Source organism: Streptomyces sp. GQ60, assembly GCF_059758875.1.
Genome location: NZ_JCAXEG010000004.1, coordinates 414,954 through 440,639, shown reverse-complemented (window position 1 = coordinate 440,639; position 25,686 = coordinate 414,954). Strand labels below are relative to the sequence as shown.

Below are 25,686 nucleotides of genomic sequence, written 5' to 3'. Positions count from 1 at the left end.
AATCGAACCCCCAACCTGCCCGTACGGGATTACCCCTACTCGCGTCAGACCGGCGCGTCAGACGACGATGTTCACCAGCTTCGGCGCGCGCACGATCACCTTGCGGATCTCCGCCCCGCCCAGCGCCGCCACGACCGCCTCGTCGCCCAGCGCCAGCTGCTCCAGCTCGGCGTCGGAGATCGCCGGAGACACCTCCAGGCGGGCCTTGACCTTGCCCTTGATCTGGACGACGCACGTGACGCTCTCGTCCACGACGTACGCCGGGTCCGCGACCGGGAAGTCCTGGTGGACGACCGACTCGCCGTGGCCCAGCCGCTGCCACAGCTCCTCCGCGATGTGCGGCGCCAGCGGGGCCACCAGCAGCACCAGCCGCTCCGCGACCGAGCGCTCCAGCGGCCGGCCCGCCTTCGTCAGGGTGTTGTTCAGCTCGGTGATCTTCGCGATGGCGGTGTTGAAGCGCAGTCCGGCCATATCGCCGCCGACGCCGTCGATCGCCTTGTGCAGCGCGCGCAGGGTGGCCTCGTCCGGCTCCGCGTCGACGACCGTCACGGCGCCCGTCTCCTCGTCCACCACGTTGCGCCACAGGCGCTGCAGCAGCCGGTACTGGCCGACCACGGCCCGGGTGTCCCAGGGGCGCGAGACGTCCAGCGGGCCCATCGCCATCTCGTACAGGCGCAGGGTGTCCGCGCCGTACTCCTCGCAGATCTCGTCGGGCGTGACGGCGTTCTTCAGGGACTTGCCCATCTTGCCGTGCTCACGCTTGACCGGCTCGCCCTGGTAGAAGTAGCCGCCGTCCCGCTCCTCGACCTCGGCCGCCGGGACGTACACACCGCGCGAGTCGGTGTACGCGTAGGCCTGGATCATGCCCTGGTTGAACAGCTTGTGGAACGGCTCCACCGAGGAGACGTGCCCCAGGTCGAACAGCACCTTGGACCAGAAGCGCGCGTACAGCAGGTGCAGCACCGCGTGCTCGGCGCCGCCGACGTACATGTCGACACCGCCGTGCGGCTGGCCCTCGCGCGGCCCCATCCAGTACTGCTCGATCGCCGGGTCGACCAGCGCCTCGGAGTTGTTCGGGTCCAGGTAGCGCAGCTCGTACCAGCAGGAGCCGGCCCAGTTCGGCATGGTGTTGGTCTCGCGCCGGAACGGGCGCACCCCGCGCCCGTCGCCCAGGTCCAGCTCGACATTGACCCACGCCTCGTTGCGGGACAGCGGGGTCTCCGGCTTGGAGGTCGCGTCGTCCGGCTCGAAGGTCCGCGGCGAGTAGTCCTCGACCTCCGGCAGCTCCAGCGGCAGCATCGACTCGGGCAGCGGGTAGGCGACGCCGTCCTCGTCGTAGACGATCGGGAAGGGCTCGCCCCAGTAGCGCTGGCGGCTGAACAGCCAGTCGCGCAGCCGGAAGTTGACGGTCCCCTCGCCGATGCCGCGCTCGGCCAGCCAGTCGGTGATCGCGGCCTTGGCCTCGACCACGCCCAGACCGTCCAGCGAGACGCCCTCGCCCGTCGAGTTGACGATGGTGCCGTCGTACGAGGAGAAGGCGTCCTCCCACTCCAGCGGGTCGGCGTCGCGGTCGTCCGTGGGACGGACGACGCAGCGCATCGGCAGCTCGAAGGCGCGCGCGAACTCGAAGTCACGGCTGTCGTGCGCCGGGACGGCCATGATCGCGCCGGTGCCGTAGCCCATCAGCACGTAGTCGGCGATGAAGACCGGGACCTGCTCGCCGCTGACGGGGTTGACCGCGAACGCGCCGGTGAAGACACCGGTCTTGTCCTTGGCCTCGGCCTGCCGCTCGACGTCCGACTTCGTGGCGGCCTGCTTGCGGTACGAGTCCACGGCCTCGCCGGGGGTCGCGTTGCCGCCGGTCCACAGCTGGTGGGTGCCCTCGGGCCACTCGGCCGGGACGATCTTCCCGACCAGCTCGTGCTCGGGCGCCAGCACCATGTACGTGGCGCCGAACAGGGTGTCGGGGCGGGTGGTGAAGACCGTGATGGCGTCGCCGTCGCCGACCGCGAAGTCCAGGCGCGCGCCCTCGCTGCGGCCGATCCAGTTGCGCTGCTGCAGCTTGATGGCCTCGGGCCAGTCCAGCGCGTCCAGGTCGTCGATCAGGCGGTCGGCGTAGGCCGTGATCCGCATGTTCCACTGGCTCAGCTTGGACTTGAAGACGGGGAAGTTGCCGCGCTCGGACCGGTTGTCGGCGGTGACTTCCTCGTTGGCCAGTACGGTGCCCAGCCCGGGGCACCAGTTGACGGGCGCGTCCGACGCGTACGCCAGCCGGTGCTCGTTCAGTACGTCGGCCCGCTCGCCCGCGCTCAGCGCGGCCCAGGACGCTCCGCCCGGCAGCTCACGGGAGCCGTCCTCGAAGGCGGCGACCAGCTCGGCGATGGGGCGGGCCTTCGCGGCGTCCGCGTCGTACCAGGAGTTGTAGATCTGCAGGAAGATCCACTGGGTCCACTTGTAGTAGTCCGGGTCGATCGTCGCGAACGACCGGCGCTTGTCGTGGCCCAGACCCAGCCTGCGCAGCTGGACCTTCATGTTCTCGATGTTCGCCTCGGTCGACACGCGCGGGTGCGTGCCGGTCTGCACGGCGTACTGCTCGGCCGGCAGGCCGAAGGCGTCGAAGCCCAGGGTGTGCAGGACGTTGTGGCCGGTCATCCGCTGGTGGCGGGCGAAGACGTCGGTGGCGATGTACCCGAGCGGGTGGCCGACGTGCAGGCCCGCACCCGAGGGGTACGGGAACATGTCCATGATGAACTTCTTGGGCCGCGCCACGACCACGGGGTCTCCGGCCAGGTCACCGGTCGGGTTCGGGGCCTCGTACGTGCCCTGCGCGTCCCATACGTCCTGCCAGCGTGCCTCGATGTCGGCGGCCATGGCAGCCGTGTAACGGTGCGCCTCGGCCGCCTCGGGGGCCGGGGTGTTCGTCTCGCTCATGATTCCTGAAGCTCCATCGATCGTCTCTGCCGTCTCTGCTGCCCAAACGAAAAAACCCCTCGCACAGGAGGGGGCGCCGCGCCGGGGCCGACCGCTTCGTGGGGTCGGAACTGTTCAGCGCGGCTCGGTAAGCAGAAGGCGTACGGCACGCATGGCGTCAGGGTACCGCAGCGGCCCCCAGGGGCGCTCTGCCCTTCCGGCCGGCGGACGCACAACGAGAAGCGGGCCACCCGTTCCGGGTGGCCCGCTTCTTCACTGTGGAGCTATGGAGAATTGAACTCCAGACCTCCTGCATGCCATGCAGGCGCTCTACCAACTGAGCTATAGCCCCTTGTCTTGACTGCCGCTTCGCGGCCCGTTTCCGGCCCCCCTTGGCGACATCCCAAACATTACACGGTGATGGCCCTGGTCCAAAAATCGGTTTCCGCAGACCTCGGGCCATGTCCGTTTCGTGGCGATTCGTTACATGTCCCTGCGTCACGCCCGCGCGAACTGGTAGAAGCGCTTCAGCGTGCAGTGCTCGTCGAGCAGCCGCCCGTAGATCGGCTCGCCCTCCAGTTCGCGGTACGTCTCGATCGGGTCGCCTTTTATGATCAGCGCCCGCGCGCATTCCTCGCACCAGTACTGGTAGTCGGGGTTGACCGGCTCCATGTCCCGCACGATCGGCGTGCCGTTGTTGCACCAGTCGCACCGCCGCCGGTGTGCACCCATCCGTCAGCGACTCCCTCCCGCGTCGGGCCGTCGTCGTCCCCCTCCGGCGGTCCGATTCTGCCATGCCGGTGCTCGCTCGGGCAGCTGTGGACAAAAGCAAAGATCCCGCCCCCTGTTGGGGACGGGATCTTGATTGTGGAGCTATGGAGAATTGAACTCCAGACCTCCTGCATGCCATGCAGGCGCTCTACCAACTGAGCTATAGCCCCGCTCTCCGCGACGCTCCCCCCGTTTCCGGTGTTCTGCGCTGCGAACAAGAAGAACTCTAGCCTGTGACCAGCCGGAAAGTGAAATCCGGGTGGGAGCCGCTCCGAGGTGGGCTCAGTCGTCGTCGCCGAGCACCGGTTCGGGCAGCGTGCCGGCGTTGTGTTCCATCAGCCGCCAGCCGCGCGCGCCCTCGCCGAGGACGGACCAGCAGCAGTTGGAGAGCCCGCCCAGGCCCTCCCAGTAGTACGAGTCCAGGCCCAGCAGACGGCCGATCGTCGTACGGATGGTGCCGCCGTGGCTGACCACCACGAGCGTGCCGCCGGGGGGCAGCCGGTCGGCGTGTCCCAGCACCACCGGTGCGGCCCGGTCGGCGACCTCGGTCTCCAGCTCGCCGCCACCGCGGCGGACCGCCTCGCCGCGCTTCCACGCCGCGTACTGGTCGCCGTACTTGTCCAGGATCTCGTCGTGCGTGAGGCCCTGCCATTCGCCGGCGTACGTCTCGCGCAACGCCTCGTCGTGCGTCACCGCCAGACCCGTGACGGCCGCCAGCTCGGCGGCCGTGGCGGCGGCGCGCATCAGGTCCGAGGCGACGATGGCGTCGGGCTTCAGCGAGGCGAGCAGCCGGGCGGCACGGCGCGCCTGCGCCACACCGGCCTCGGTCAGCTCGATGTCCGTGGAGCCCTGGAAGCGGCGCTCCAGGTTCCACGAGGTCTGGCCGTGCCGCCACAGGACGATCTTGCGGCTGGTCCGGACGTCGCCGCCGGTCGTACCGTCACCGGCCGTTCCCGCGCGGGTCGCGCCCTCAGGGGTCGTGCCGTCGTGGGTCGCGCTCAGAACAGATCACCGTCCAGTTCGTCGTCGCCCTGCGCGGCGCGCAGGGCGGCGTGCTCCTCGGCCTTGCCCTTGGTGAGCTTGGCGTCCTCGGGGAGGTCGATCTCGGGGCAGTCCTTCCACAGGCGCTCCAGCGCGTAGAAGACGCGCTCCTCGCTGTGCTGCACGTGGACGACGATGTCGATGTAGTCGAGCAGGATCCAGCGCGCGTCGCGGTCGCCTTCGCGGCGCACCGGCTTGGCGCCCAGCTCCTTCAGGAGCTTCTCCTCGATCTCGTCGACGATCGACTTGACCTGGCGGTCGTTGGGGGCCGAAGCGAGCAGGAAGGCGTCGGTGATCGACAGCACGTCGCTGACGTCGTACGCGATGATGTCGTGCGCGAGCCGGTCGGCCGCGGCCTGGGCGGCGGCGGTGATGAGCTCGATGGAGCGGTCCGTGGCGGTCACTGGCCATGCTTTCGGGTTGGCGGGCAGATCCTTACAAGGGTCTCATGTACCGCCGACACCGCCCGCGCGCAGCGTGCCGCGCGGGCGGAGCCTCGCCCGAAGGGCGCCGCCGGAGTAGGCCGCAGTAGGCCTCGGAAGGGGTCAGGACGGTTTGTAATCCTTGCCCAGTGTCACCACGACGTCCGCGTTCACCGCGTTCTCGGCCTTCTTCACGGCCGTCTCGGGCAGCCCCAGCGTCTTGGCCACCTCGATCGCCCGGTCCCGCTGCGCGTCGTCCTGGTACGTGATCTGCGAGGCGGGCGCGGTCTTGTCGGCCTTGCCGCCGTCCACCAGGGAGTAGCCGCCGTTGAGCAGGGCCGCCTTCGCCGCCGTGTTCGTCTTGTCGTCGCCGGTCGCGTCCTTCAGACCGACCCTCGGCAGCGCCCCGGGCTGGGCCTCCGTGACGGAGCCGCCGAGGACCTCCTTGACCACCTTCTTGTTCGCCTCGTCCGTGAGGCCGCCGTCCGGCTTCACGCCGAGCACGTCGGTGCGGTACGCGCCCACCTTGGCGTGCTCGCCGAGCCTGGCCAGCAGCGCGCCCAGCGTCTGCGCGTTCAGCGCCGGGTCCAGGATCTGCCCGGTCGTCTCCACGGTCATCGCCGCCGACTTCGGATCGCCGGGGACCTTGCGCAGCAGGCCCAGCAGGACCTTGCCGAGCCGGTCGAGCTGCTTGGCCTCCGGCTCGCCCTGCGCCTGGTACGTGGCGTACGCGACGGCCATCGCGCCGCTGAGGCTCTGCTTCGGGCCCTGGCCGACGGCGGGCACCTTCGCCGCGTCGTCCGCCGGGACGGCCACGTCGGTGTCGACCTCGATGCCGCCGACGAGCTCCACGAAGTTTTCCAGGAAGGGGGTGTCCAGTCGCCACGTGCCGCCGATGCGGGTGCCGAAGACCGAGTCGAGGGATTCCCGTACGCCCAGACCGCCGTCCTCGACGGCCTTGCCCAGCGCGGCCGTGGTGCCGTCGTCCTTGGTGACGTTCAGCGTGTTCGGCACCATGACGGTGGCGCCCTGCTTGGTGGTCACGTTGTCGACGAGCAGCGCCGTGGAGGTGCCGCCCTTCTTGGTGTTGTGCACGTGCACAACGATCATGTCGCGCTTCTGCGGACCCGAGGCGGCCGCGCCGTTCGACGCCCTGCCGGGGCCCTCCAGGAACGGCAGCTTGCCCGCGTACCAGAGGTAGCCGAGGCCCCCGACGACGAAGAGGGCCAGGACGACGATCAGCGCCACCACCCGGTTGCGGCCGCGCCGGCGGGCCTCCTCGCGGCGCTCGGTCCGGCTCTCGGTGAAGGCGAGCCAGTCGATGACGTCCTCGGAGTCCTCGTCCGGCTGGTCGATGAAGGCGAACTGCTCGGTCCGGTACGAGGGCCCCTGCCCCTGCGCGCCGGGCCCGTCGGCCCGTCGGGGCTCCGGGACCTGCGCGGCTGCGGGACGGAACTCCGGCTCGGGCGCGGGAGGCCGCACGGGCGCCTGCGCCGGGGGCTCGGGGGCGGCCTGCTGCGGGATCCACTGCTGGGTGGCCTGGGTGTCGTACTGCGGCGTGGCCTGGGTGTCGTACCCGTACTGCGGGGCCTGGGAGGGCTGGGAGGCCTGCGGATACTGCTGCGGCGGGTAGTACTGCTGGGACTGCTGCTGCGACTGCTGCGGGGACTGCTGCTGGCCGTACCCCTGGTAGTCGTAGCCGTAGCCCTGCTCGTACTGCTGCTGCCCGTAGGGGGGCGCGGGCTCCTGGGCGGGCTGCGCGGGCACCTGGCCGTACACCGGCCGCCCGTACGCGTCGTAGCCGACGAGCTGCTGCTCCTGGCCGGCATACGGGTCGTACGGCTCGTGTCGGTCGTTCACCGCGGGGCCCCTCTCTCCGGAAGCTCAGGCTCCCCGGTACAGCTCACGCTTGTCGATGTAGCGGACCACGCCGTCGGGCACGAGGTACCAGACAGGATCCCCCTTGGCCACGCGGGCACGGCAGTCCGTGGACGAAATCGCCAGCGCCGGAACCTCTACGAGGGAGACGCCCCCCTCGGGCAGGCCGTCGTCGGTGAGCACGTGGCCCGGCCGGGTGACGCCGATGAAGTGCGCGAGGGCGAAGAGTTCCTCGGCGTTCCGCCAGGTCAGGATCTGTGCGAGGGCGTCGGCGCCGGTGATGAAGAAGAGGTCGGCGTCGCCGTTGAGGGCGCTCAGGTCCCTCAGGGTATCGATCGTGTACGTGGGGCCGCCGCGGTCGATGTCGATGCGGCTCACCGAGAACTGCGGGTTCGAGGCGGTCGCGATGACCGTCATCAGATACCGGTCCTCGGCGGACGACACGGCCCGCTGCGACTTCTGCCACGGCTCGCCGGTCGGTACGAACATCACCTCGTCGAGGTGGAACAGCGCGGCCACCTCACTGGCGGCCACCAGGTGTCCGTGGTGGATCGGGTCGAATGTCCCGCCCATCACGCCGAGCCTGCGCTTGACCGGGCCGGTAGGCATTTCCTGCTCTCCCATGAGCGCAGAGCCTACTGGCCCGGTGGCGCGGCAGGGACCCGCCTACGGGCGCGTGCGCGACGTACCCGACGGACCGGGCGTTCTGGGGTTCAGCGGTCCCGGTTCAGGCGCGTGGTGACCCACAGCATCAGCATGAGGATGAAGAAGGCGGCGCCGCCGGTCAGGTACGGGTTCAGGCTGTCGTGGTTGCCGCCGTGCTTCTCGGCTCCCTCAGAGGCGAGGACGACCAGGTCGTGGGCGGTGGAGGCGAGGCTCATCAGGCAGGTACCTATCGGGTCGGGGAGCGGGTGGAGATTTCGCTCACATCGTATGCCGGGGCCTGGGGCACGCTCACGCCGACTCAGGCGTTGGAGAGGATAGACGGGCGGCCAGCCGCACACATCAACGGGGAGGGCGCTATGACGGGGACGGGCTTCGAAAAGGCACCGGCGCGGGACCGCAAGAGGTTCCCAGGCATTTCCTCACGGGCGTACGAGCATCCGGCGGACCGGTCCGCGCTCGTGGCCCTGCGCAAGCTGACCGGCTTCGACACGGTCTTCAAGGCACTGAGCGGGCTGCTGCCCGAGCGCAGTCTGCGACTGCTCTTCCTGTCGGACTCCGTCCGGGTGGGCGAGACGCAGTTCCCGCACCTGCACACGATGCTCCTGGACGCCTGCTACATCCTGGACCTGGAGAAGGTCCCGCAGATGTACGTGCAGCAGGACCCGAAGCCCAATGCCATGTGCATCGGCCTGGACGAGCCGATCATCGTGGTCACCACGGGCCTCGTCGAGCTCCTCGACGAGGAGGAGATGCGGGCGGTGGTGGGCCACGAGGTGGGCCACGCCCTGTCGGGGCACGCCGTGTACCGCACGATCCTGCTGTTCCTGACGACCCTGGCGCTCAAGGTCGCGTGGATCCCGCTGGGCAACGTGGCGATCATGGGGCTCGTCACGGCGCTGCGCGAGTGGTTCCGCAAGTCGGAGCTGTCCGCGGACCGGGCGGGCCTGCTGGTGGGGCAGGACGTGCACGCCTCGATGCGCGGGCTGATGAAGCTCGCGGGCGGCAACCACCTCCACGAGATGAACGTCGACGCGTTCCTCGCCCAGGCCGAGGAGTACGAGAAGGGCGGCGATCTGCGCGACTCCGTCCTGAAGATCCTCAACGTGCTGCCCCGAACGCACCCCTTCACGACGGTCCGGGCGGCCGAGCTGAAGAAGTGGTCGCAGGACCGGGACCACCAGCGGATCATGGACGGCCACTACCCGCGGCGCGAGGACGACAAGGACACCTCGGTGGCCGACTCCTTCCGGCAGTCCGCCGCGCACTACGCCGACACGGTGCGCACGAGCAAGGACCCGCTGATGAAGCTGGTCGGCGACATCGCCGGCGGTACGGCGGACCTGGGCGGCAAGCTGCGGGACAGGTTTTCGGGCATGGGTGCCGCGGGCGCCGCCGGATCCTCGGGCTCGGGCGGCGCTGCGGGCACCGGCGGCGGCGAGGACCGGGGCACCGGCAAGGACACCGGCAGGGGCGGGACTACGGACTAGGGCTGACGCCCCGCTCCGGGGCGGCCGGGGACGCCGGGGACTGCGACCGCGGCGGCTCCGGCGCCTCCGGGACGGCCGTCGGCGCGAGCACCCCGCAGAGCCCGGCCGTACGGCGCGGACTGCCGCTGGCGTACGGATCGGTCGCCGCCGGGCCGGTGGTGGTCGGCCCGGCCCCGGCCGTCAGCGGGCGGAAGCCTCCGGCCGGGTCGGCGGAGCAGTCCTGCGGGCCCGCCACCACGTAGGCCGAGACGAGCTCCGCCCGCCGGGCCGTGAGGTCGTCGCGGTCGAAGCGCAGCCGCAGCTCCCGGCGGACGGTGAAGAGCGAGGCCCCGTCCACCGCGGACGGATGGCCGGTGGCCGGGCGCACGGCGTAGACGAAGGTGTGGTCGGAGGTCACCTCCAGCGCGTTCGGGGCGGCCTCCGCGGCGGCGAGGACCCCGCTGACCCGTACCCGGGTGTCGGCCACCACGGCGGTCGCCCGGTCGAAGCGGACCAGCCAGCCGGTGATGGCGTGCCGCCCGTTGCCGGCCGGGGCGAGCATGCTCTGGTCGAACTGCGTCAACTGGTCGGGGTCGAGCAGGACGCGCACCGGCCGGGAGGCCTCGCCGGACAGGACGTCGGGGTCCAGCGAGGACTGCACCAGGTAGTCCTTGGCGATGGTCAGCGCGGTGTGGACCTGCTCCTCGCTGAAGTGGCGGGTACGGCGCGCGGCGGGAAGGGTGATCCCGGCCGCCCCGACGCGGTACTGGGCCGCCGGACCGCCCGCGTACAGATCCGCGGGCCGGCCGCCCGGCACGGGCTCGGCGGGCGCGAGGGGGACGACGGTGCTGCTCATCGCCTCGGCCGGGTCCCCGGCGGGCGGCACGTAGGGGTTGCGCAGCCCCATGTAGACGGCGCCGGCGAGCGCCAGGGCGATGCACAGCACGATGATCCGGCCCTGCCGGGCCGCCCCGCCCCCGGAGCCGCCCCGGGGTCCCGGGTGGCCTCCGCCGCCCGACCAGATCGAGCGGCTCCGTACGGCGCGGGCGTGCTCGCCCATGCGCTCCTGCGCGGAGAACTCCTGGAGCCGGGCAGCCCGGACGAAGTCCTCGTCGAACACCACCGACCGGTACTCGTCGGACCGGAACTCGTCATCGGCCCCGCCGGCACCCTCGGGGGTGCCGTTGGGCGGATCTCCTGGCATGGCCATCGCTTCTCCCCGCTGTCCCCGCTCCAGAGAAGCCCCCGCTCCGGCGATGGGGAGCGGGGTCGTACCTTCAGGGTTGGCGGCCGACGCGGTCCATAAACGCTCCGGCACCGGCGACTTCGCCCATAGGGGTGCTGGCGGGGGCGGGAGCCTGTTCCGCGTCGCTCGCCGCGCTGCGGTAGACGGCGCTGAAGGCGAGCGCGATCATGCCGAGGCCCATCACGAAGGCGAGCACCCAGGCGACCGGGCGCAGCCACGGCGAGCGGCCGCGGTAGGGGCGCAGACTGCCGCCGTAGGCGCCGTACGGCCCTTCGGCGGAGCCGGCTCCGTGGCCGTGCTCCCAGCCGGAGTCGTCGGAGTGGTACCCGTCGGCGCCGCCGTAGGCGTACGCGTCGTAGTCCTCGTCGCCCGTCCAGCCGCCGGCGAAGGCGGCACGGGCGGCCTCGGCCGCCTCGGCGCGCGCCCGGTCGCCGGCCCGCTGGCGCTCCGCGGCGCTCGGTTCACGGATCTCGGCGTTCCGGACGAAGTCCTCGTCGAACACCACGGAGGCGAAGTCCTTGTCCGCGCCTCCGCGGTCGTCGTCGGGCTCCCCGTCGTCCGGGAACGGTTTGCCCCCCACGTCGTCCGGCACGAGACCAGCGTAGACCTGAGAGACACCTTTGGGCAGGGTGTAGGCCGAAATCCGGCCACACCGCGCTCAAGGCGCGACTACCGTACGTGACCGTCGCCGGTGACGATGTACTTGGTCGAGGTGAGTTCGGGAAGCCCCATCGGGCCCCGGGCGTGCAGTTTCTGCGTGGAGATGCCGATCTCCGCGCCGAAGCCGAACTGACCACCGTCCGTGAACCGGGTGGAGGCATTCACGGCAACCGTGGTCGAGTCCACCAGCTGGGTGAAGAGGCGGGCGGCGGCCTGCGAGGTGGTGACGATCGCCTCGGTGTGGCCGGAGGTCCAGCGCCGGATGTGGGCGACGGCCTCGTCGAGGGAGTCCACGACACCGGCGGCGATGTCGTACGAGAGGTACTCGGCGGCCCAGTCCTCGTCGGTGGCGGGCAGGGCGGTGACCTTGGAGTCCTCGGCGAACGCGAGCACGCGCTCGTCGCCGTGGACGGTCACCCCGGCGTCGGCGAGGGCGTCCAGCGCCAGCGGCAGGAAGGCGTCGGCGATGTCCCGGTGGACCAGCAGGGTCTCCGCGGAGTTGCAGACGGAGGGCCGCTGGGCCTTGGAGTTGACGAGGATGTCCACGGCCATGGCCAGGTCTGCCTGGGCGTCCACGTAGACGTGGCAGTTGCCGGTACCGGTCTCGATGACCGGGACGATGGATTCCTCGACGACGGTCTTGATGAGCGAGGCGCCGCCGCGCGGGATGAGGACGTCGACGAGGCCGCGGGCGCGCATCAGCTCGCGGACGGAGTCGCGGGACTCGCCCGGTACGAGCTGGATGGCGTCGGCGGGGAGGCCGGCCGATACGACGGCGTCGCGCAGGATGCCGACGAGGGCGGTGTTGGAGGCGTAGGCCGACGAGGAGCCGCGCAGGAGGACGGCGTTGCCCGACTTCAGGCAGAGGGCGGCGGCGTCGACGGTGACGTTGGGGCGGGCCTCGTAGATGATGCCGACGACGCCGAGCGGGACCCGGATCTGGCGGAGGTCGATGCCGTTGGGGAGGGTGGAGCCGCGGACGACCTCGCCGACGGGGTCGGGCAGGGCCGCGACGTCCCGGACGTCGGAGGCGATGGCCGCGATGCGGTCGGGGGTGAGGGTGAGTCGGTCGATGACGGTCTCGCTGGTGCCGGCGGCGGCGGCCTTCGCCGTGTCGACGGCGTTGGCCTCGACGATCTCGGCCGTACGGGCTTCCAGCGCGTCCGCGATGGCCAGCAGGGCCTTGTCCTTGGCGGACCGCGGGAGGGGGGCGATGGCGGCGGCGGCGGTCCGGGCCGCTTGCGCGGTGGCGATCACGGGCGAGGTCGTGGAATCGAACGAGGTCATGCCGCCAGGGTAATCCCCGCCAGGCCCGGCCCCGATGGGGTTCCACACCCCGAGACGCGCTGCCGTCCCGGCCGGTGGGCGGGTGCGGATGGGGGTGCCCTGCGGGGCGAGGTCCCCTCCCCGCCCTTCCACCGTTCCCCGGGCTGCGCCCGGGCCCCCTGGGGCTCCGCCCCAGACCCCGCTCCTCAAACGCCGGAGGGGCTGGATCTAGCCCCGACGGCAGTGGCGGCGGCCCCGCCCGGCCGCCGCCGGACGGAGTCCGGCGCAGCGTGGCGAAGCCGGTAAGGCCCGCCAGGGCCGCACCGCGCGAGCCGCGCGTCTAATAGGGGTGCACGCCTATGGGGTGGGCCGGGGGCGGGCCGTAGCCTTCGGCGACGCGTTGGTGGTAGGTCGCGCGGTCGATGACTTCCAGGCCGACGATCTCCCAGGGCGGGAGCTTCGCCGAGGACCTGTGTTCCCCCCAGAGCCGCAGGGCCACGGCCGCCGCGTCGTGGAGGTCGCGGGCCTCCTCCCAGTAGCGGATCTCCGCATGGTCGTCGGCGTAGCGACTGGTCAGCAGGAAGGGGTGGTCATGGGCGAGCTGCTCCAGCCCACGGCGTACGTCGCACAGCGGCGCGGGCTTCCCGGAGACGCTCAGGGTGATGTGCCACAGACGGGAGGCGTCCTGGTCCTCCCCGCTCCCGCCGACGTCACCGTCCCCGGTGCCGACGCTGGTCAGCGCTCGTCTCACCAGCCGCCTCCTTGTCTGCGCTACGCCTGTCCGCCCCTCACAGTTGACCAGTCCTCGGCTCACCGCGCGGCGGTTTTACCGAACCTCAGCCCTGCAGCAGGACCAGATCGTCGCGGTGGACGACCTCCCGCTCGTACTCGGGTCCGAGTTCCCGCGCGAGCTCGCGCGTGGAGCGGCCGAGGAGCTGCGGGAGCTCCTTGGCGTCGAAGTTGACGAGGCCGCGCGCCACCGCCCGGCCGTCGGCCGAGCGCAGTTCCACGGGGTCCCCGGCGACGAAGTCTCCCTCGACCGCGGCGATCCCGGCGGGCAGCAGAGAGCTGCCGCGTTCGGTCACCGCGCGGACGGCGCCGTCGTCCAGGACGAGGTGCCCCTGGGGGGTCGAAGCGTGCTGGAGCCAGAGCAGCCGGTCCGTGGAGCGGCGTCCGGTGGAGTGGAAGAGGGTGCCGGTCGCCCGGCCGGCCAGGGCGTCCGCGGCCTGGCTGGCCGAGGTCAGGACCACCGGGATGCCGGCCGCCGCGGCGATGCGCGCCGCCTCGACCTTGGTGGCCATGCCGCCGGTGCCGACGCCCGCCTTGCCGACGCTGCCGATGGTGACGTGGGCGATGTCCGCGGGGCCGCACACCTCGTCGATGCGGCTGGTGCCGGGCTTGGCCGGGTCCCCGTCGTAGAGGCCGTCCACGTCCGAGAGCAGGACGAGGAGGTCGGCGCGGACCAGGTGGGCCACGAGCGCGGCGAGGCGGTCGTTGTCGCCGAAGCGGATCTCGTCTGTGGCGACGGTGTCGTTCTCGTTGACGACGGGCAGCGCCCCCATGGCCAGGAGCTGGTCCAGGGTCCGGTAGGCGTTGCGGTAGTGCGCGCGCCGGCTGGTGTCGTCGGTGGTCAGGAGGACCTGGCCGACGCGTACGCCGTACCGGGCGAAGGAGGCCGTGTAGCGGGCGACGAGCAGGCCCTGGCCGACGCTCGCGGCGGCCTGCTGGCGGGCCAGGTCGGTGGGGCGGCGGCGCAGGCCGAGCGGGGAGAGTCCGGCGGCGATGGCTCCGCTGGAGACCAGGACGATCTCCTTCTCGCCGCCGCTGCGCGCCTTGGCCAGTACGTCGACCAGCGCGTCCACCCGGTCGGCGTCGAGTCCGCCGGCCGCCGTGGTCAGGGAGGAGGAGCCGACCTTGACCACGATCCTGCGCGCGTCGAGCACACCCTGCCTAGCCGCTGACACTTCTGTCCCCTGACCCTTGACCCTCGCCGAACACGAACCCGCGAACCTGCCCGCCCAATCTACGGGGTGCCCGGGCGGGGCCGCCCTCCGGTTTCAGACCGTGGACGCGCTGTGGGTCTGCTCCGGTTCCCCGGCCGCGCCGGCCGTCCCGGGAATGAGGATCTTGCGGGAGAGGACGAAGGTGAACGGGATGGCCACGACGGCCGCGACCAGCGGCGCGATCTTGGTGTTCATGCCCGCCCAGCTCACCAGGGCGTACAGGCCCGCGGACTGGATCACGTAGTTCGTGACGTTGGTCAGCGGGAAGAGCAGGAACTTCTTCCAGGTCGGCCGGGTCCGGTAGGTGAAGTAGGTGTTCATGAAGAACGAGCCGACCATCGCCAGCACGAAGGCGAGGGAGTAGGCCGCGAAGTACGGCATCCACGGGTGCAGGAGCAGGTAGAGGACGTAGAAGGTTCCGGTGTTGACCCCGCCCACCAGGCCGAACCGGATGATCTGGCCGAGCTGGGCCTTCCGGTCGGTGGCGGGCCGCTCGCTCTTCGTGCGTGACATCAGTTGCTGCGCTCCGCGATCACGGCCCGGGCCTCGGGCGTCAGGGCGTCCCGGACGTCCCGGACGTCCGTGGACGTGGCCGTCCGGTCGGCGCCGTGGGCCTCCTTCACCAGGAAGTGCGGCCGGCGCTTGGTCTCGTAGTAGATGCGGCCGATGTACTCGCCGATCAGGCCCAGCATGATCATCTGTACGCCGCCCAGGCCCGCGATGATCGCGACGAGGGTGACGTACCCCGGGGAGTCCACCCCGTTGGTCATCGCCATGACGGCGATCCACAGGGCGTAGAGCCCCGTCAGGGCCACCAGCGACACGCCCACCCAGATGCCGATGCGCAGCGGCCGGTTGTTGAACGAGATGAGCCCGTCCATGCCGTAGTTCAGCAGGGCGCCGAACTTCCACTTCGTCTCGCCGGCCTCGCGCTGCGCGTTGCGGTAGTCGAAGTGGACCGTGTCGAAGCCGATCCAGGAGAAGAGGCCCTTGGAGAAGCGGTTGTACTCGGGCAGCGACAGCAGCGCGTCCACGGCCGGGCGGGACAGCAGCCGGAAGTCGCCGACGCCGTCGGTGAGCTCCACGTCCACCCAGCGGTTGATGCCGCGGTAGTAGAGGCGGCTCAGGGCCGTGCGGAGCTTCTTGTCCCCTTCGCGGGTGCGGCGGGCGATGATCTGGTCGTGGCCCTGCCGGTAGTAGTCGAGCATGGTCGCGATGAGCTCGGGCGGGTGCTGGAGGTCCGCGTCCATGATGACCACGGCGTCGCCGGTCGCCTCGCGCAGGCCGGCGAGCATGCCGGCCTCCTTGCCGAAGTTCCGGCTGAAGGAGACGTAGCGGGTCCGGTCCGCGTACTGCGCGGCGATCTTGCGGAGCTTGTCGAGGGTTCCGTCGCGGCTGCCGTCGTCGACGTAGCAGACCTCGTACTCGACGGGAAGGGCGTCCAGGACCTTGCGGATCTCCGTGTCGAAGCTGTCGACGACAGCTTCCTCGTTGTAGCAAGGGACTACTACAGACAGCTTCATGAACACTTCCTGCGGTCCGAACGGGTGATTTACGGCGACCGGACCTGCCACTCACCTCTTCCTTAGAAGTATGCACGCCGGTGGTTGCCCTGCCGGGGGTGAGTGCGGCACACGGTAGCTTTGACGGGATAAGCGGAATGAAACAGAGGGATCGAGGTGCACGTGCCTGACGTCTCCGTGGTCGTCATCGTCTACAACGACGCAGAGCGTCTCCCGGCAGCCGTCCAGTCGGTTTTGGACCAGACCCTGCACGGGGTCGAAGTCGTGATCGTCGACGACTGCAGCAAGGACGGGTCCTACGCCGTCGCCCAGGAGCTCGAAACCGCGCATCCGGGGAGGGTGCGCGCCTTCCGGCTGCCGGAGAACAGCGGGGGCTGCGGCGCCCCGCGCAATCACGGCATCCAGCAGGCCACCGGAACCTACGTCATGTTCCTGGACAGCGATGACGTGCTGGAACGCAATGCCTGCCGCAACATGCTGGACGCCGCCGAGCGGACCGGGTCCGACCTGGTCTCGGGCATGTGCGTCCGGGTCCACCTCGACAGCCGCTGGGGCAAGACCACCGAGTGGTACCCGTGGATCTACGCGCGCACCCGCACGCTGGAGTCCATCACCCAGTTCCCGGACCTGCTGGTCTACGACACCCTCTCCACGAACAAGTGCTACCGGCGCGCGTTCCTGCTGGAGCAGGGCCTGGAGTTCCCGGTCGGCATCCACTACGAGGACCTGCTGTTCTCCGCGCAGGCCTACGTCGCCGCCCGCCGCATCACGCTCATCCCGAACCACGTCTACTACTGGAACGTGATCGAGAAGGCCTCCGCGAAGTCGATCAGCAACCGGCGCCACGAGATCGAGAACTTCGTCCACCGGATGGAGATCCACCGCCGCGTCGACGAACTGCTGGCGGCCGAGGGCCACGCGGAGATCAAGTCCGCGAAGGACGCCAAGTTCCTCAAGCACGACCTGGTGCTCCACCTGCGGGACCTGCCCCTGCTCGGTGACGCCTACCGCCAGGAGTTCGCCCGGCTCGCCAACGGCTACCTGGCCGGCATCGACCCGGCCGCGTACGACAACGTCACCAACCTCCAGGCCATCTGCGCCTATCTGCTCGGCAAGGAGGACTGGGACAACCTCCTGCCCGCCGCCGACGCCATGACCAACCAGGGCCGGCTCACCTCCCCCCTCGCCGAGCGCGACGGCCGCGTCTACTGGTGCGACCGGCACATCGACGGCCCCGACGCGGACGAGGCCCGCCGGATACTGGACGTCACCGACCAGGGCTACGCCGGCGCGCCGCTCACCTCCCTCACGCTGGGCAACCGCCTCACCGCGTACGAGGACGACGGCCGCGGCACGGTCACCCTTTCGGGCGCCGTCGTGAACCCGCTGGGCCGGATCCGCCCCGAAGCGGAGCTGAAGGCCTCGCTGGAGTTCCGGGCCCGACGGCAGATCGGCGTCCGCTCCTTCAGCTTCCCGGTGGCAACCGTGCGCCACGCCGGTGACACGATCGAGTGGAAGGCCACGGCCGACATCGGCAGCACCGTCCGCCCGCTCGGCATCATCGACGCGGTCTGGGACGTACGCCTGAAGTTGACGGCGGGCGGCGACCGGCTCACCACCCGCGTCTCCGTCGGCGGCGTCGACCTGGAGAAGGCGGCCCGGCTGCGCGTGCGCCCGAGGCTGACCCGGCTGGTCTCCGACCGCTTCGAGCCGGAGATGACCAAGAAGGGCAACCTCTCCTACGTCCTGACCGCCGAGGGCGCCGCCGCCGTGCGCACCCAGACGCTGATCAACAGCGCGATGCACGGCAAGGCCGCCGGCGTGGTCAAGCGGGGCCTGCGCAGGGCCCTGCGGGCCCGCCGCAACCTCGGCTCGGGCGAGCAGAAGGTGAAGGTCTACCACGAGGTCTTCTCGAAGCTGCCCGTCAAGAAGGGCACGGTCGTCTTCGAGAGCCACATGGGCAAGCAGTACAGCGACAGCCCGAAGGCGATCTACGAGGAGCTGGTGCGCTCCGGCGTGCAGTTCGAGGCGATCTGGTCGTACGCGGGCGGCAAGCCCACCGGCTTCCCCAAGGAGGCCACCCTGGTGCGGCGCTGGAGCTGGGCCTACCTGCGGGCGCTGGCGCAGGCCGAGTACTGGATCGACAACCAGGGCTTCCCGCTGGCGCTGGCCAAGCGCCCCGGGACCACGTACATCCAGACCTGGCACGGCTCGGCGCTCAAGCGGATGGGCTTCCACGAGCCCCGCACCAAGGCGCAGGACCGTGCGGGCCAGGCCCGCTTCCAGGCGGCCGTCGACCGCTTCGACCACTTCCTGATCCGCTCCGAGCACGACGCCCGTACCCTCGCCAAGGGCTTCCGGCTGCGCGACGAGGTCCTGCTGCGCACCGGCTACCCGCGCAACGACGCCCTGGTCGCGGCCCACCGCTCCGAGGCGAACAGCGGCGAGCGGGTCCGCGGGCCGCTGGCCGGGGAGTTCGGGATCGACCCGGAGAAGAAGGTGCTGCTGTACGCGCCGACCTTCCGGGCGAACGCGGACGGCGCGGTCGAGGGCTTCGAGTTCCCCTTCGACGTGGAGGAGTTCGCCGACCGGCTCGGCGACCGCTTCACGCTGCTGGTGCGCACCCACTACCTCAACAGCGTCACGCTGCCGTCGTCGGTGGCGGGCCGGGTCATCGACGTGTCCAGGCACCACGACATCACGCCGCTGCTGGCGCTCGCAGACGGGCTGATCACCGACTACTCGTCCGTGATGTTCGACTACGCGGTCCTGGACCGGCCGATGCTGTTCTTCGCGTACGACTACGAGAAGTACGCGAACGACATCCGCGGCACGTACTTCGACCTCAAGGAGAAGGCCCCCGGCCCGGTCGTCGCCACCGCGGACGAACTGCTCCAGGCCCTCGCCGCCTTCGACGAGGCGGATGCCAAGTACGCCGAGGCGCGTCAGCGTTTCCTCGCCGAGTTCGGCGAGTACGACCGCGGGGACGCGGCCCGGCAGATCGTCGAGAAGTTCTTCACCAGGAGCGGCAAGTGAGCCAGCAGCCTTCCACCGCCCCGGAAGCACCGGAAGCACCGGAAGCACCGGAAACCCCGGAGACCCGGGATGAACCCGTCGGCGGCCGTGACGTCTTCCTCGTCTCCAACAGCGTGGACGAGCTCGGTGGTGTGACCACCTGGTCGCACCAGATGGCCCGGCTGTTCACCGACCGCGGGCACCGGGTCCACGTCGTCGGCATCGCCCCCGTCGCCGAGGAGATCCGCCAGCGGCTCCCGGAGGACCTCCCCTACGCCGTGACCACGCTGTACGAAACCCACCCACCGGCGGCCCGCAAACTGCACGGCATCAAGGGCCGGCTCAACGCGCCCGAACGCCGCCGCCAGGCGGCCCGCCGGGCGAAGATGCGGGCCAAGGCGGACCAACTCGGCGAGCTGCTGCGCGCGGCCCGTCCCGGCGCCGTGGTGATCGTCACCCAGGTCTGGGCGATGGAGTGGGTGGCCCTCGCCGACACCAAGGGCTGCACGGTCATCGGCATGAGCCACGAGTCCTTCGAGGCCTGCAACAAGTCCACCCGGGGCCAGCGGGTCCGCCGGTACTACCGGGACGTCGACCGCATGCTCGTGCTGACCCCCGAGGACGCGGACCTCTGGATCCGTTCGGGCATGGAGAACGTCTCCAGCATGCCGAACCCGCTGCCGTTCATGCCCGCCTCCCCCTCCCCGCGCACCGAGAAGGTCGTGGCGAGCGTCGGCCGCCTCGCCTTCGAGAAGGGCATGGACCTGCTGCTCGACGCGTGGGCGGACGCCTCCCCGCACCACCCCGACTGGGTCCTGAGGATCTACGGGGCCGGCCTGGAGGAGGCGACCCTGCGGGCGCACGCCGCCGGGCTCGGCCTGGGGGACTCCGTGCAGTGGATGGGGAGCACCAGCGATGTGCTGGGCGCGCTGAACGGAGCCTCCGTCTTCGCCCAGGCCTCGCGCGCCGAAGGGTTCCCGATCACCCTGCTGGAGGCGATGGCGGCGGGTGTGCCGGTGGCCGCCTTCGACTGCGCGCCGGGCGTCCGGGAGATCGTGACGCACGGAGAGGACGGCCTGCTGGCCCGGCTCGGCAACACCATGGAGCTGGCCGCGCAGTTGGACCGGCTGATGGCCGGCCGCGAACTGCGCGACCGGCTCGGTGACGCCGCCTTCCGCAATGTGCAGCGGTACTCGAGCGCCGAGATCACCGACCGGTGGGAGGAGCTGTTCTCCTTCCTGGAGCGCTGACCCCGCCGCGCACGACGAAGCCGCCCGTCCCGGTCGATTCCGGGGCGGGCGGCTTCTTCGTACGCTCTACGCGTTTGCGGCCTTGCGGTGGGCCTCCCAGCCCTCCCAGGCCGAGACGATCATCTCGCGCACGTCGTGGCGGGCCTTCCAGCCCAGCTCCGCCGAGATCCGGTCGGCGGAGGCGACGACCTTCGCCGGGTCACCGGCGCGGCGCGGGGAGACCGCGGGCGCGTAGGCGGGATCGGTGTGCCCGGTGGCCTCGTTCACCAGCTCGACCATCTCGCGGACGGATACGCCCTCGCCGCGGCCGATGTTGACGGTGAGGTCCTTGTACTCGCCCTGCGCGCCCCGTTCGACGAGCTTGCGGGCGGCCACCACGTGGGCCTCCGCGAGGTCGGCGACGTGGATGTAGTCACGGATGCAGGTGCCGTCGGGGGTCGCGTAGTCGTCGCCGAAGATCCGGGCGCCCTCACCCTTGTCGAACCGCTCGAAGATCATCGGGACCAGGTTGAAGACCCCGGTGTCGGCGAGCTCGGGGGTCGCGGCGCCCGCCACGTTGAAGTAGCGCAGGCACGCGGTGGAGATGCCGTGGGCCTTGCCCGCGGCGCGCACCAGCCACTCGCCCGCCAGCTTCGTCTCGCCGTACGGGCTCAGCGGCAGGCAGGGGGTCTCCTCGGTGACGAGGTCCACGTCCGGCATCCCGTACACGGAGGCGGAGGAGGAGAAGAGGAAGTTGCGCACGCCCGCCGCGGCCACGGCCTGGAGCAGGACGGTGAGGCCGCCCACGTTCTCCTCGTAGTAGTGCAGCGGCTTCTCGACGGACTCGCCGACCTGCTTCTTGCCCGCCAGGTGGACCACACCGGTGATGCGGTGCCGGGCGAAGGTCTCGTCCAGGAACTGCCGGTCCAGCACGGAACCGACCACCAGCGGAACACCCTCCGGGACACGGGCGGTGTTGCCGGTCGAGAGGTCGTCCAGCACCACCACCTCCTCACCCGCGAGCAGCATCGCGCGGACGACGTGCGCCCCGATGTAACCGGCTCCACCAGTGATCAGAAACGTCATGCGTGTCTCCCCAAATCTCTTTCGTACGTCTCGTCCGGCGCCGCACCGTCCGGCCGGGTTCCGCTCCGGCCGGGCTCCGCCTAGCCGCGCAGTATGCGGGACCGGTGGAACCGGTGGCGGGCCAGGCTCATGACACCCGCGGCACCCGGCGCGAGCCTCAGCGCCAGGGATCCCCCGGTCGTGCGGTACGGCTGCGCCAACAGCACACCGTACCGGCTGCTGGGCAGCACCCGCCGGTGCAGCAGGCGGCTGAGGGGGCGCGGGGAGGTGAGTACGGAGCTCCCGTCGGCACACTCCACGCTCAGCTTCACGTCCCACGCCTGCAGGCCCCGCCGACCCTCGCCCCGCCCGAGGCTCGCCAGCGTGGTCAGCCGGAAGGGCACCTCCGCGGTCCACCCGTGGCCGTCCCCGGTGGGGACGAGCTCCACGGCTTCGGCGACCAGCGGGTGCCCCAGGTCGCCCCGGGGCTGGAAGCGCAACTGGACGGTGCGCGGGCCGGCCGCGGCGAGGCGCCCGTACAGGTCGTGCACCTGGACCCGGAGCCTGGCGCAGCCGCTCGGTTCGGCGTCGATGGTGACGGGCAGTTCCGCCGTCTCCAGCTCGGCCAGCCCGTCCAGCTCCACCGGCAGCGTGTCGCTCCAGACCGGCACTCCGGTCGGGCCGGTCGCGTACGGGGGCAGCAGTCGGGGCGGGTCGGCGGCGAAGCGCGTCAGCCGCAGCAGATCGGCGGGGGCGGGCGGCACCTCGGTGGCGAGCAGCACCCGGACGATCCAGCGGGCGTGCGCCCCGGCGGCCTCGATGTCGGCGTCGGCGAACCCGGCGACGTAGTCACGGGTCAGCGTCCACCAGGCGGCCTGGTAGCCGGGGTCCTGGCCGAGCTCGCGCAGGTACATGCGCAGGTCGTACTCCAGGAACTTGACCTGGCAGGCCCGGCCCAGCTCGGGCGAGGACGCGGTCATGAGCCGGGAGGCCACGCGGTGGGCCTCCACGCGCGCGCTCCAGTTGCCGACGTCCTTGCGGTCCAGGGAGATGGAGACCTGGGCGGCGTTGCGGCGCACGTGCCACACGTAGACGAGGTCGCCGACCACCGCGATGCGGGGGCGGGCCGCCAGTACGCGGGCGGTGAACACGAAGTCCTCGTAGATGAACCGGCCGTCCGGGAAGCGGATCCCGTACATGTCCAGGAACGCCCGCTCGTACAGCTTGTTCACGCAGAGGGTGTCGCGGACCAGTTCCGGCCGGTCCGCCGGGCGATCGATGACCTCGCCCGGCGTGTACAGGCCGGGCACCCAGGGCACGTCGCGGCTCTCGGGCAGTTCACGGCGGACGCAGGAGCCGACCGTGACCGGCGAGCGGTGCTCCCCGGCCGCGCGCACCAGGGCGTCCACCGCCCCGAGGGGCAGGACGTCGTCGCTGTCCAGGAACATGACGTACGGGGCGGTCGCGGCCGCGATCCCGTCGTTGCGCGGGGTGCCGCAACCACCGCTGTTCTCCGTGCGGTGCACGACCTTCACGCGGGGGTGTCGGGCCGCCAGCTCGTCCAGCACCTCGCCCGTGCCGTCGGAGGACGCGTCGTTGACCGCGATGACCTCCGCGACAACCGGACCTTGGGCGAGAGCCGAGGAAACGGCCTGACTCACGAGTTCGGCATCGTTGTACGCGATCACGACGACGGCAACTGTGGGGGTATGGGTGCTCGTCACCCGTGGATCCTAGGCCACAGTGGTAAAGGTGGCCTTAAGGCGGGTCACTCGAACGTGTGATAAACGGAATCTTGTGACGAGCCCGTGACGACGGCCGGGTAACCGGCCGTCGCCCTCAGCCACGGTCCGTTCAGAAGGGACGGAACTCGTCGTACTCCTTCTGGGCGGAATCCCGCTCGGCTTCCTTCTCCTTGCGGCGCGTGGTCGCCGGACGCGGCGCCTCCAGACGGTGGTCCTCACCGCGGCGGCCCAGCATCTCGGCGCCGGCCATCATGGTCGGCTCCCAGTCGAAGACGACCGCGTCCTCGTCGGAACCGATGGCGACGCCGTCACCGGCACGGGCGCCGGCCTTCTTCAGTGCCGCCTCGACACCGAGGCGGTTGAGCCGGTCGGCGAGGTAGCCGACGGCCTCGTCGATGTTGAAGTCGGTCTGGCGGACCCAGCGCTCCGGCTTCTCGCCGCGCACGCGGTACACGTCCTCGGCCTCGTCGTAGGTGATGGTGAAGCCCGAGTCGTCCACGGCCTTCGGGCGGATGACGATGCGGGTCGCCTCCTGCTTCGGCGTACGGGCGCGGAACTTCGCGATGACCTCGGCGAGGAAGTAGGACAGCTCCTTCAGGCCCGTACGGGAGACCGCGGAGACCTCGAAGACCTTGTAGCCGCGCGCCTCCAGGTCCGGGCGGACGATGTCGGCGAGGTCCTGGCCGTCGGGGATGTCGACCTTGTTGAGGACGACGAGGCGCGGACGCTTCTCCAGGCCGCCGCCGTAGAGCTTCAGCTCCTCCTCGATGGCGTCGAGGTCGGCGAGCGGGTCGCGGTCGGACTCCAGGGTGGCGGTGTCCAGGACGTGCACGAGGATCGAGCAGCGCTCGACGTGGCGCAGGAACTCCAGGCCGAGGCCCTTGCCCTGGCTGGCGCCCGGGATGAGGCCCGGGACGTCGGCGATCGTGTAGACCGTCGAGCCGGCGGTGACGACGCCCAGGTTCGGGACCAGGGTGGTGAAGGGGTAGTCGGCGATCTTCGGCTTGGCCGCGGAGAGCACCGAGATCAGCGAGGACTTGCCGGCGCTCGGGAAGCCGACCAGCGCCACGTCGGCGACGGTCTTGAGCTCCAGGACGACGTCGCCGCCGGTGCCGGGTACGCCGAGGAGCGCGAAGCCGGGCGCCTTGCGGCGGGCGGAGGAGAGCGCCGCGTTGCCGAGGCCGCCGCGGCCGCCCTCGGCGGCCACGTAGGTGGTGCCCTGGCCGACGAGGTCGGCGAGGACGTTGCCCTCCTTGTCGAGGACGACGGTGCCGTCCGGCACCGGCAGGATCATGTCCTCGCCGTCCTTGCCGGAACGGTTGTCGCCCGCGCCGGGCTTGCCGTTGGTGGCCTTGCGGTGGGGGCTGTGGTGGTACTCGAGCAGGGTGGTGATCGACTGCTCCACCACCAGGATGACGTCGCCGCCACGGCCGCCGTTGCCGCCGTCGGGGCCGCCGAGCGGCTTGAACTTCTCCCGGTGAACGGAGGCGCAGCCGTGGCCCCCGTTACCCGCGGCGACGTGCAGCTCGACGCGGTCCACGAAGGTGGTCATGGTTGTTCCTCCAGATACAGCGGGAATGTCCCGGAAAGCCCGGGGGGTAGGCCTTGCTACCCATTAAAACGTGTCTATGTGACAACGCGCCGAGGGCGGACCTCTCTTCCCGGCTGACGCCGGGAAGAGTTGAGATCCGCCCTCGGGATGCTTCGACTACCGATTCAGCAGGAGCTGAAATCAGGCGGCCGGAACGATGTTGACGACCTTGCGGCCACGGTGCGTGCCGAACTCGACCGAACCGGCCTGCAGCGCGAACAGCGTGTCGTCGCCACCACGACCGACACCCGAACCCGGGTGGAAGTGGGTGCCGCGCTGGCGGACGAGGATCTCACCAGCGGAAACGACCTGACCGCCGAAGCGCTTCACGCCGAGCCGCTGAGCGTTGGAATCGCGCCCGTTCCGGGTGGACGATGCGCCCTTCTTGTGTGCCATGTCTCAGTCCCTCTTACTTCGCAGCCGCGGGGATACCGGTGACCTTGATCGCCGTGTACTGCTGGCGGTGACCCTGGCGACGGCGGTAGCCGGTCTTGTTCTTGTACCGAAGGATGTCGATCTTGGCACCCTTGTGGTGGTCCACGATCTCGGCCTGGACCTTGATGCCGGCCAGGACCCACGGGTCGCTGGTCACGGCTTCGCCGTCGACAACGAGCAGGGTCGAGAGCTCGACCGTGTCGCCAACCTTGGCAGTGGGAATCTTGTCAACTTCAACGATGTCGCCGACAGCAACCTTGTGCTGGCGACCACCGCTGCGCACGATGGCGTACACGCGGATCTCTCTCTCACTCGAGTTCGGGAACCCCTGAAGCCAGCCGGCCCCGCGGAACCGCAGGCCGGCCTCCCCCGAGCCGCGAGGCGGTACGGGAGGTGAGGTGCTCAGTGGATTGGCGTGCGCATAGACACGCCAGCGACCTAGGTTACGGGGCCCGGTCGGAGGGGTCAAACCGAGGTCCGGAGCGGGAGCCCGGCAGGGCCGCCCCGCCTTCCCGCGGCGCCGCCCGCGGGCTCTGGCGGGGGCCGGCCACACGGTGCCCGCCTGGTCGGTGACCCGTTGGAGGCCGCCCGCGGGCCGTGTACGGGTACGCCGTCGTGCCGTGGCCCGGCGGGCCGCCCCGTTCCGTACCGGGGACGTGGTGCGCCCTTGTGGCGGCGTGCGGCGGCCCTGGGCGTACATCCTGCGGCAAAGCCCCGCCCCGGCACCGAATGCGGTGCCGGGGCGGGGCCGGGT

22 protein-coding genes and 2 tRNA genes are annotated in these 25,686 nt (G+C 70.8%); 3 read left to right on the top strand and 21 right to left on the bottom strand.

Annotation, left to right across the window (positions count from 1 at the left end):
• Positions 1-57: 57 nt before the first annotated feature.
• The 9 genes from leuS to AC6CKD_RS13385 form a co-directional block, all read right to left on the bottom strand.
• On the bottom strand, positions 58-2,931 hold the full coding sequence (leuS, locus tag AC6CKD_RS13425) for a leucine--tRNA ligase (protein WP_498327379.1): 2,874 nt from the start codon (positions 2,929-2,931) through the stop codon (positions 58-60).
• 258 nt (positions 2,932-3,189) lie between these two features.
• Positions 3,190-3,262 (bottom strand) — tRNA-Ala (locus AC6CKD_RS13420).
• A gap of 146 nt (positions 3,263-3,408) precedes the next feature.
• Positions 3,409-3,642 carry a hypothetical protein gene (locus AC6CKD_RS13415; protein WP_007264019.1) on the bottom strand — a complete coding sequence of 78 codons (234 nt, stop codon included), beginning with the start codon at positions 3,640-3,642 and terminating at the stop codon, positions 3,409-3,411.
• A 136-nt stretch (positions 3,643-3,778) separates the two neighbouring features.
• A tRNA-Ala gene (locus AC6CKD_RS13410) sits at positions 3,779-3,851 on the bottom strand.
• A gap of 112 nt (positions 3,852-3,963) precedes the next feature.
• Positions 3,964-4,584 carry a histidine phosphatase family protein gene (locus AC6CKD_RS13405; RefSeq protein ID WP_498327580.1) on the bottom strand — a complete coding sequence of 207 codons (621 nt, stop codon included), beginning with the start codon at positions 4,582-4,584 and terminating at the stop codon, positions 3,964-3,966.
• Positions 4,585-4,679: 95 nt separating this feature from the next.
• Positions 4,680-5,126, bottom strand: coding sequence for a ribosome silencing factor (gene rsfS, locus AC6CKD_RS13400; RefSeq protein ID WP_250739445.1), 447 nt, complete (start codon positions 5,124-5,126; stop codon positions 4,680-4,682).
• Positions 5,127-5,267: 141 nt separating this feature from the next.
• Positions 5,268-7,004 carry an LCP family protein gene (locus AC6CKD_RS13395; protein WP_498327377.1) on the bottom strand — a complete coding sequence of 579 codons (1,737 nt, stop codon included), beginning with the start codon at positions 7,002-7,004 and terminating at the stop codon, positions 5,268-5,270.
• A 24-nt stretch (positions 7,005-7,028) separates the two neighbouring features.
• On the bottom strand, positions 7,029-7,646 hold the full coding sequence (gene nadD / locus AC6CKD_RS13390; protein WP_478687410.1) for a nicotinate-nucleotide adenylyltransferase: 618 nt from the start codon (positions 7,644-7,646) through the stop codon (positions 7,029-7,031).
• Positions 7,647-7,735: 89 nt separating this feature from the next.
• Complete coding sequence (locus AC6CKD_RS13385; protein WP_498327376.1) at positions 7,736-7,903, bottom strand: hypothetical protein; 168 nt, start codon at positions 7,901-7,903, stop codon at positions 7,736-7,738.
• 141 nt (positions 7,904-8,044) lie between these two features.
• On the opposite strand from AC6CKD_RS13385, the gene AC6CKD_RS13380 reads away from it, so the two are divergent.
• Complete coding sequence (locus AC6CKD_RS13380) at positions 8,045-9,175, top strand: M48 family metallopeptidase (RefSeq protein ID WP_498327374.1); 1,131 nt, start codon at positions 8,045-8,047, stop codon at positions 9,173-9,175.
• Here AC6CKD_RS13380 and AC6CKD_RS13375 read toward each other — a convergent pair.
• The 7 genes from AC6CKD_RS13375 to AC6CKD_RS13345 all read right to left on the bottom strand — a co-directional run bounded on the left by AC6CKD_RS13375 (position 9,165) and on the right by AC6CKD_RS13345 (position 15,852).
• Positions 9,165-10,364, bottom strand: a complete 1,200-nt coding sequence (locus AC6CKD_RS13375; protein ID WP_498327373.1) for an SCO2583 family membrane protein — start codon at positions 10,362-10,364, stop codon at positions 9,165-9,167. The two genes, AC6CKD_RS13380 and AC6CKD_RS13375, sit on opposite strands and share 11 nt — an antisense overlap.
• Positions 10,365-10,431: 67 nt before the next feature.
• The gene (locus tag AC6CKD_RS13370) at positions 10,432-10,992 is read right to left on the bottom strand and encodes an SCO2584 family spore wall biosynthesis protein (protein WP_498327372.1); all 561 of its coding nucleotides are present in this window, start codon (positions 10,990-10,992) and stop codon (positions 10,432-10,434) included.
• Positions 10,993-11,069: 77 nt separating this feature from the next.
• Positions 11,070-12,347, bottom strand: coding sequence for a glutamate-5-semialdehyde dehydrogenase (locus tag AC6CKD_RS13365; RefSeq protein ID WP_498327370.1), 1,278 nt, complete (start codon positions 12,345-12,347; stop codon positions 11,070-11,072).
• A gap of 319 nt (positions 12,348-12,666) precedes the next feature.
• Positions 12,667-13,065 carry a DUF8830 family protein gene (locus AC6CKD_RS13360; RefSeq protein WP_498327579.1) on the bottom strand — a complete coding sequence of 133 codons (399 nt, stop codon included), beginning with the start codon at positions 13,063-13,065 and terminating at the stop codon, positions 12,667-12,669.
• A gap of 97 nt (positions 13,066-13,162) precedes the next feature.
• Positions 13,163-14,290 carry a glutamate 5-kinase gene (proB, locus tag AC6CKD_RS13355; protein ID WP_498327368.1) on the bottom strand — a complete coding sequence of 376 codons (1,128 nt, stop codon included), beginning with the start codon at positions 14,288-14,290 and terminating at the stop codon, positions 13,163-13,165.
• A 93-nt stretch (positions 14,291-14,383) separates the two neighbouring features.
• Positions 14,384-14,842 carry a GtrA family protein gene (locus tag AC6CKD_RS13350; RefSeq protein WP_498327367.1) on the bottom strand — a complete coding sequence of 153 codons (459 nt, stop codon included), beginning with the start codon at positions 14,840-14,842 and terminating at the stop codon, positions 14,384-14,386.
• Positions 14,842-15,852 carry a glycosyltransferase family 2 protein gene (locus AC6CKD_RS13345; RefSeq protein WP_498327366.1) on the bottom strand — a complete coding sequence of 337 codons (1,011 nt, stop codon included), beginning with the start codon at positions 15,850-15,852 and terminating at the stop codon, positions 14,842-14,844. Before AC6CKD_RS13345 ends, AC6CKD_RS13350 begins: the two co-directional genes overlap by 1 nt.
• Positions 15,853-16,008: 156 nt before the next feature.
• On the opposite strand from AC6CKD_RS13345, the gene AC6CKD_RS13340 reads away from it, so the two are divergent.
• Together AC6CKD_RS13340 and AC6CKD_RS13335 are read left to right on the top strand one after the other, a co-directional pair.
• Positions 16,009-18,888, top strand: coding sequence for a bifunctional glycosyltransferase/CDP-glycerol:glycerophosphate glycerophosphotransferase (locus AC6CKD_RS13340; protein ID WP_498327365.1), 2,880 nt, complete (start codon positions 16,009-16,011; stop codon positions 18,886-18,888).
• A 113-nt stretch (positions 18,889-19,001) separates the two neighbouring features.
• On the top strand, positions 19,002-20,117 hold the full coding sequence (locus AC6CKD_RS13335) for a glycosyltransferase (RefSeq protein WP_498327577.1): 1,116 nt from the start codon (positions 19,002-19,004) through the stop codon (positions 20,115-20,117).
• Positions 20,118-20,183: 66 nt separating this feature from the next.
• On the opposite strand, the gene galE is transcribed toward AC6CKD_RS13335, so the two are convergent.
• The 5 genes from galE to rplU all read right to left on the bottom strand — a co-directional run bounded on the left by galE (position 20,184) and on the right by rplU (position 25,227).
• Positions 20,184-21,182 (bottom strand): UDP-glucose 4-epimerase GalE, encoded by a 999-nt coding sequence (galE, locus tag AC6CKD_RS13330; RefSeq protein ID WP_498327364.1) that lies wholly within the window; start codon positions 21,180-21,182, stop codon positions 20,184-20,186.
• 80 nt (positions 21,183-21,262) lie between these two features.
• Complete coding sequence (locus AC6CKD_RS13325; protein WP_498327362.1) at positions 21,263-22,885, bottom strand: glycosyltransferase family 2 protein; 1,623 nt, start codon at positions 22,883-22,885, stop codon at positions 21,263-21,265.
• Between the two features lie 130 nt (positions 22,886-23,015).
• On the bottom strand, positions 23,016-24,458 hold the full coding sequence (gene obgE / locus AC6CKD_RS13320) for a GTPase ObgE (protein ID WP_498327361.1): 1,443 nt from the start codon (positions 24,456-24,458) through the stop codon (positions 23,016-23,018).
• 180 nt (positions 24,459-24,638) lie between these two features.
• Positions 24,639-24,893 (bottom strand): 50S ribosomal protein L27, encoded by a 255-nt coding sequence (gene rpmA / locus AC6CKD_RS13315; protein WP_030013081.1) that lies wholly within the window; start codon positions 24,891-24,893, stop codon positions 24,639-24,641.
• A gap of 13 nt (positions 24,894-24,906) precedes the next feature.
• Positions 24,907-25,227 carry a 50S ribosomal protein L21 gene (rplU, locus tag AC6CKD_RS13310; RefSeq protein ID WP_214950890.1) on the bottom strand — a complete coding sequence of 107 codons (321 nt, stop codon included), beginning with the start codon at positions 25,225-25,227 and terminating at the stop codon, positions 24,907-24,909.
• Positions 25,228-25,686 lie beyond the last annotated feature (459 nt).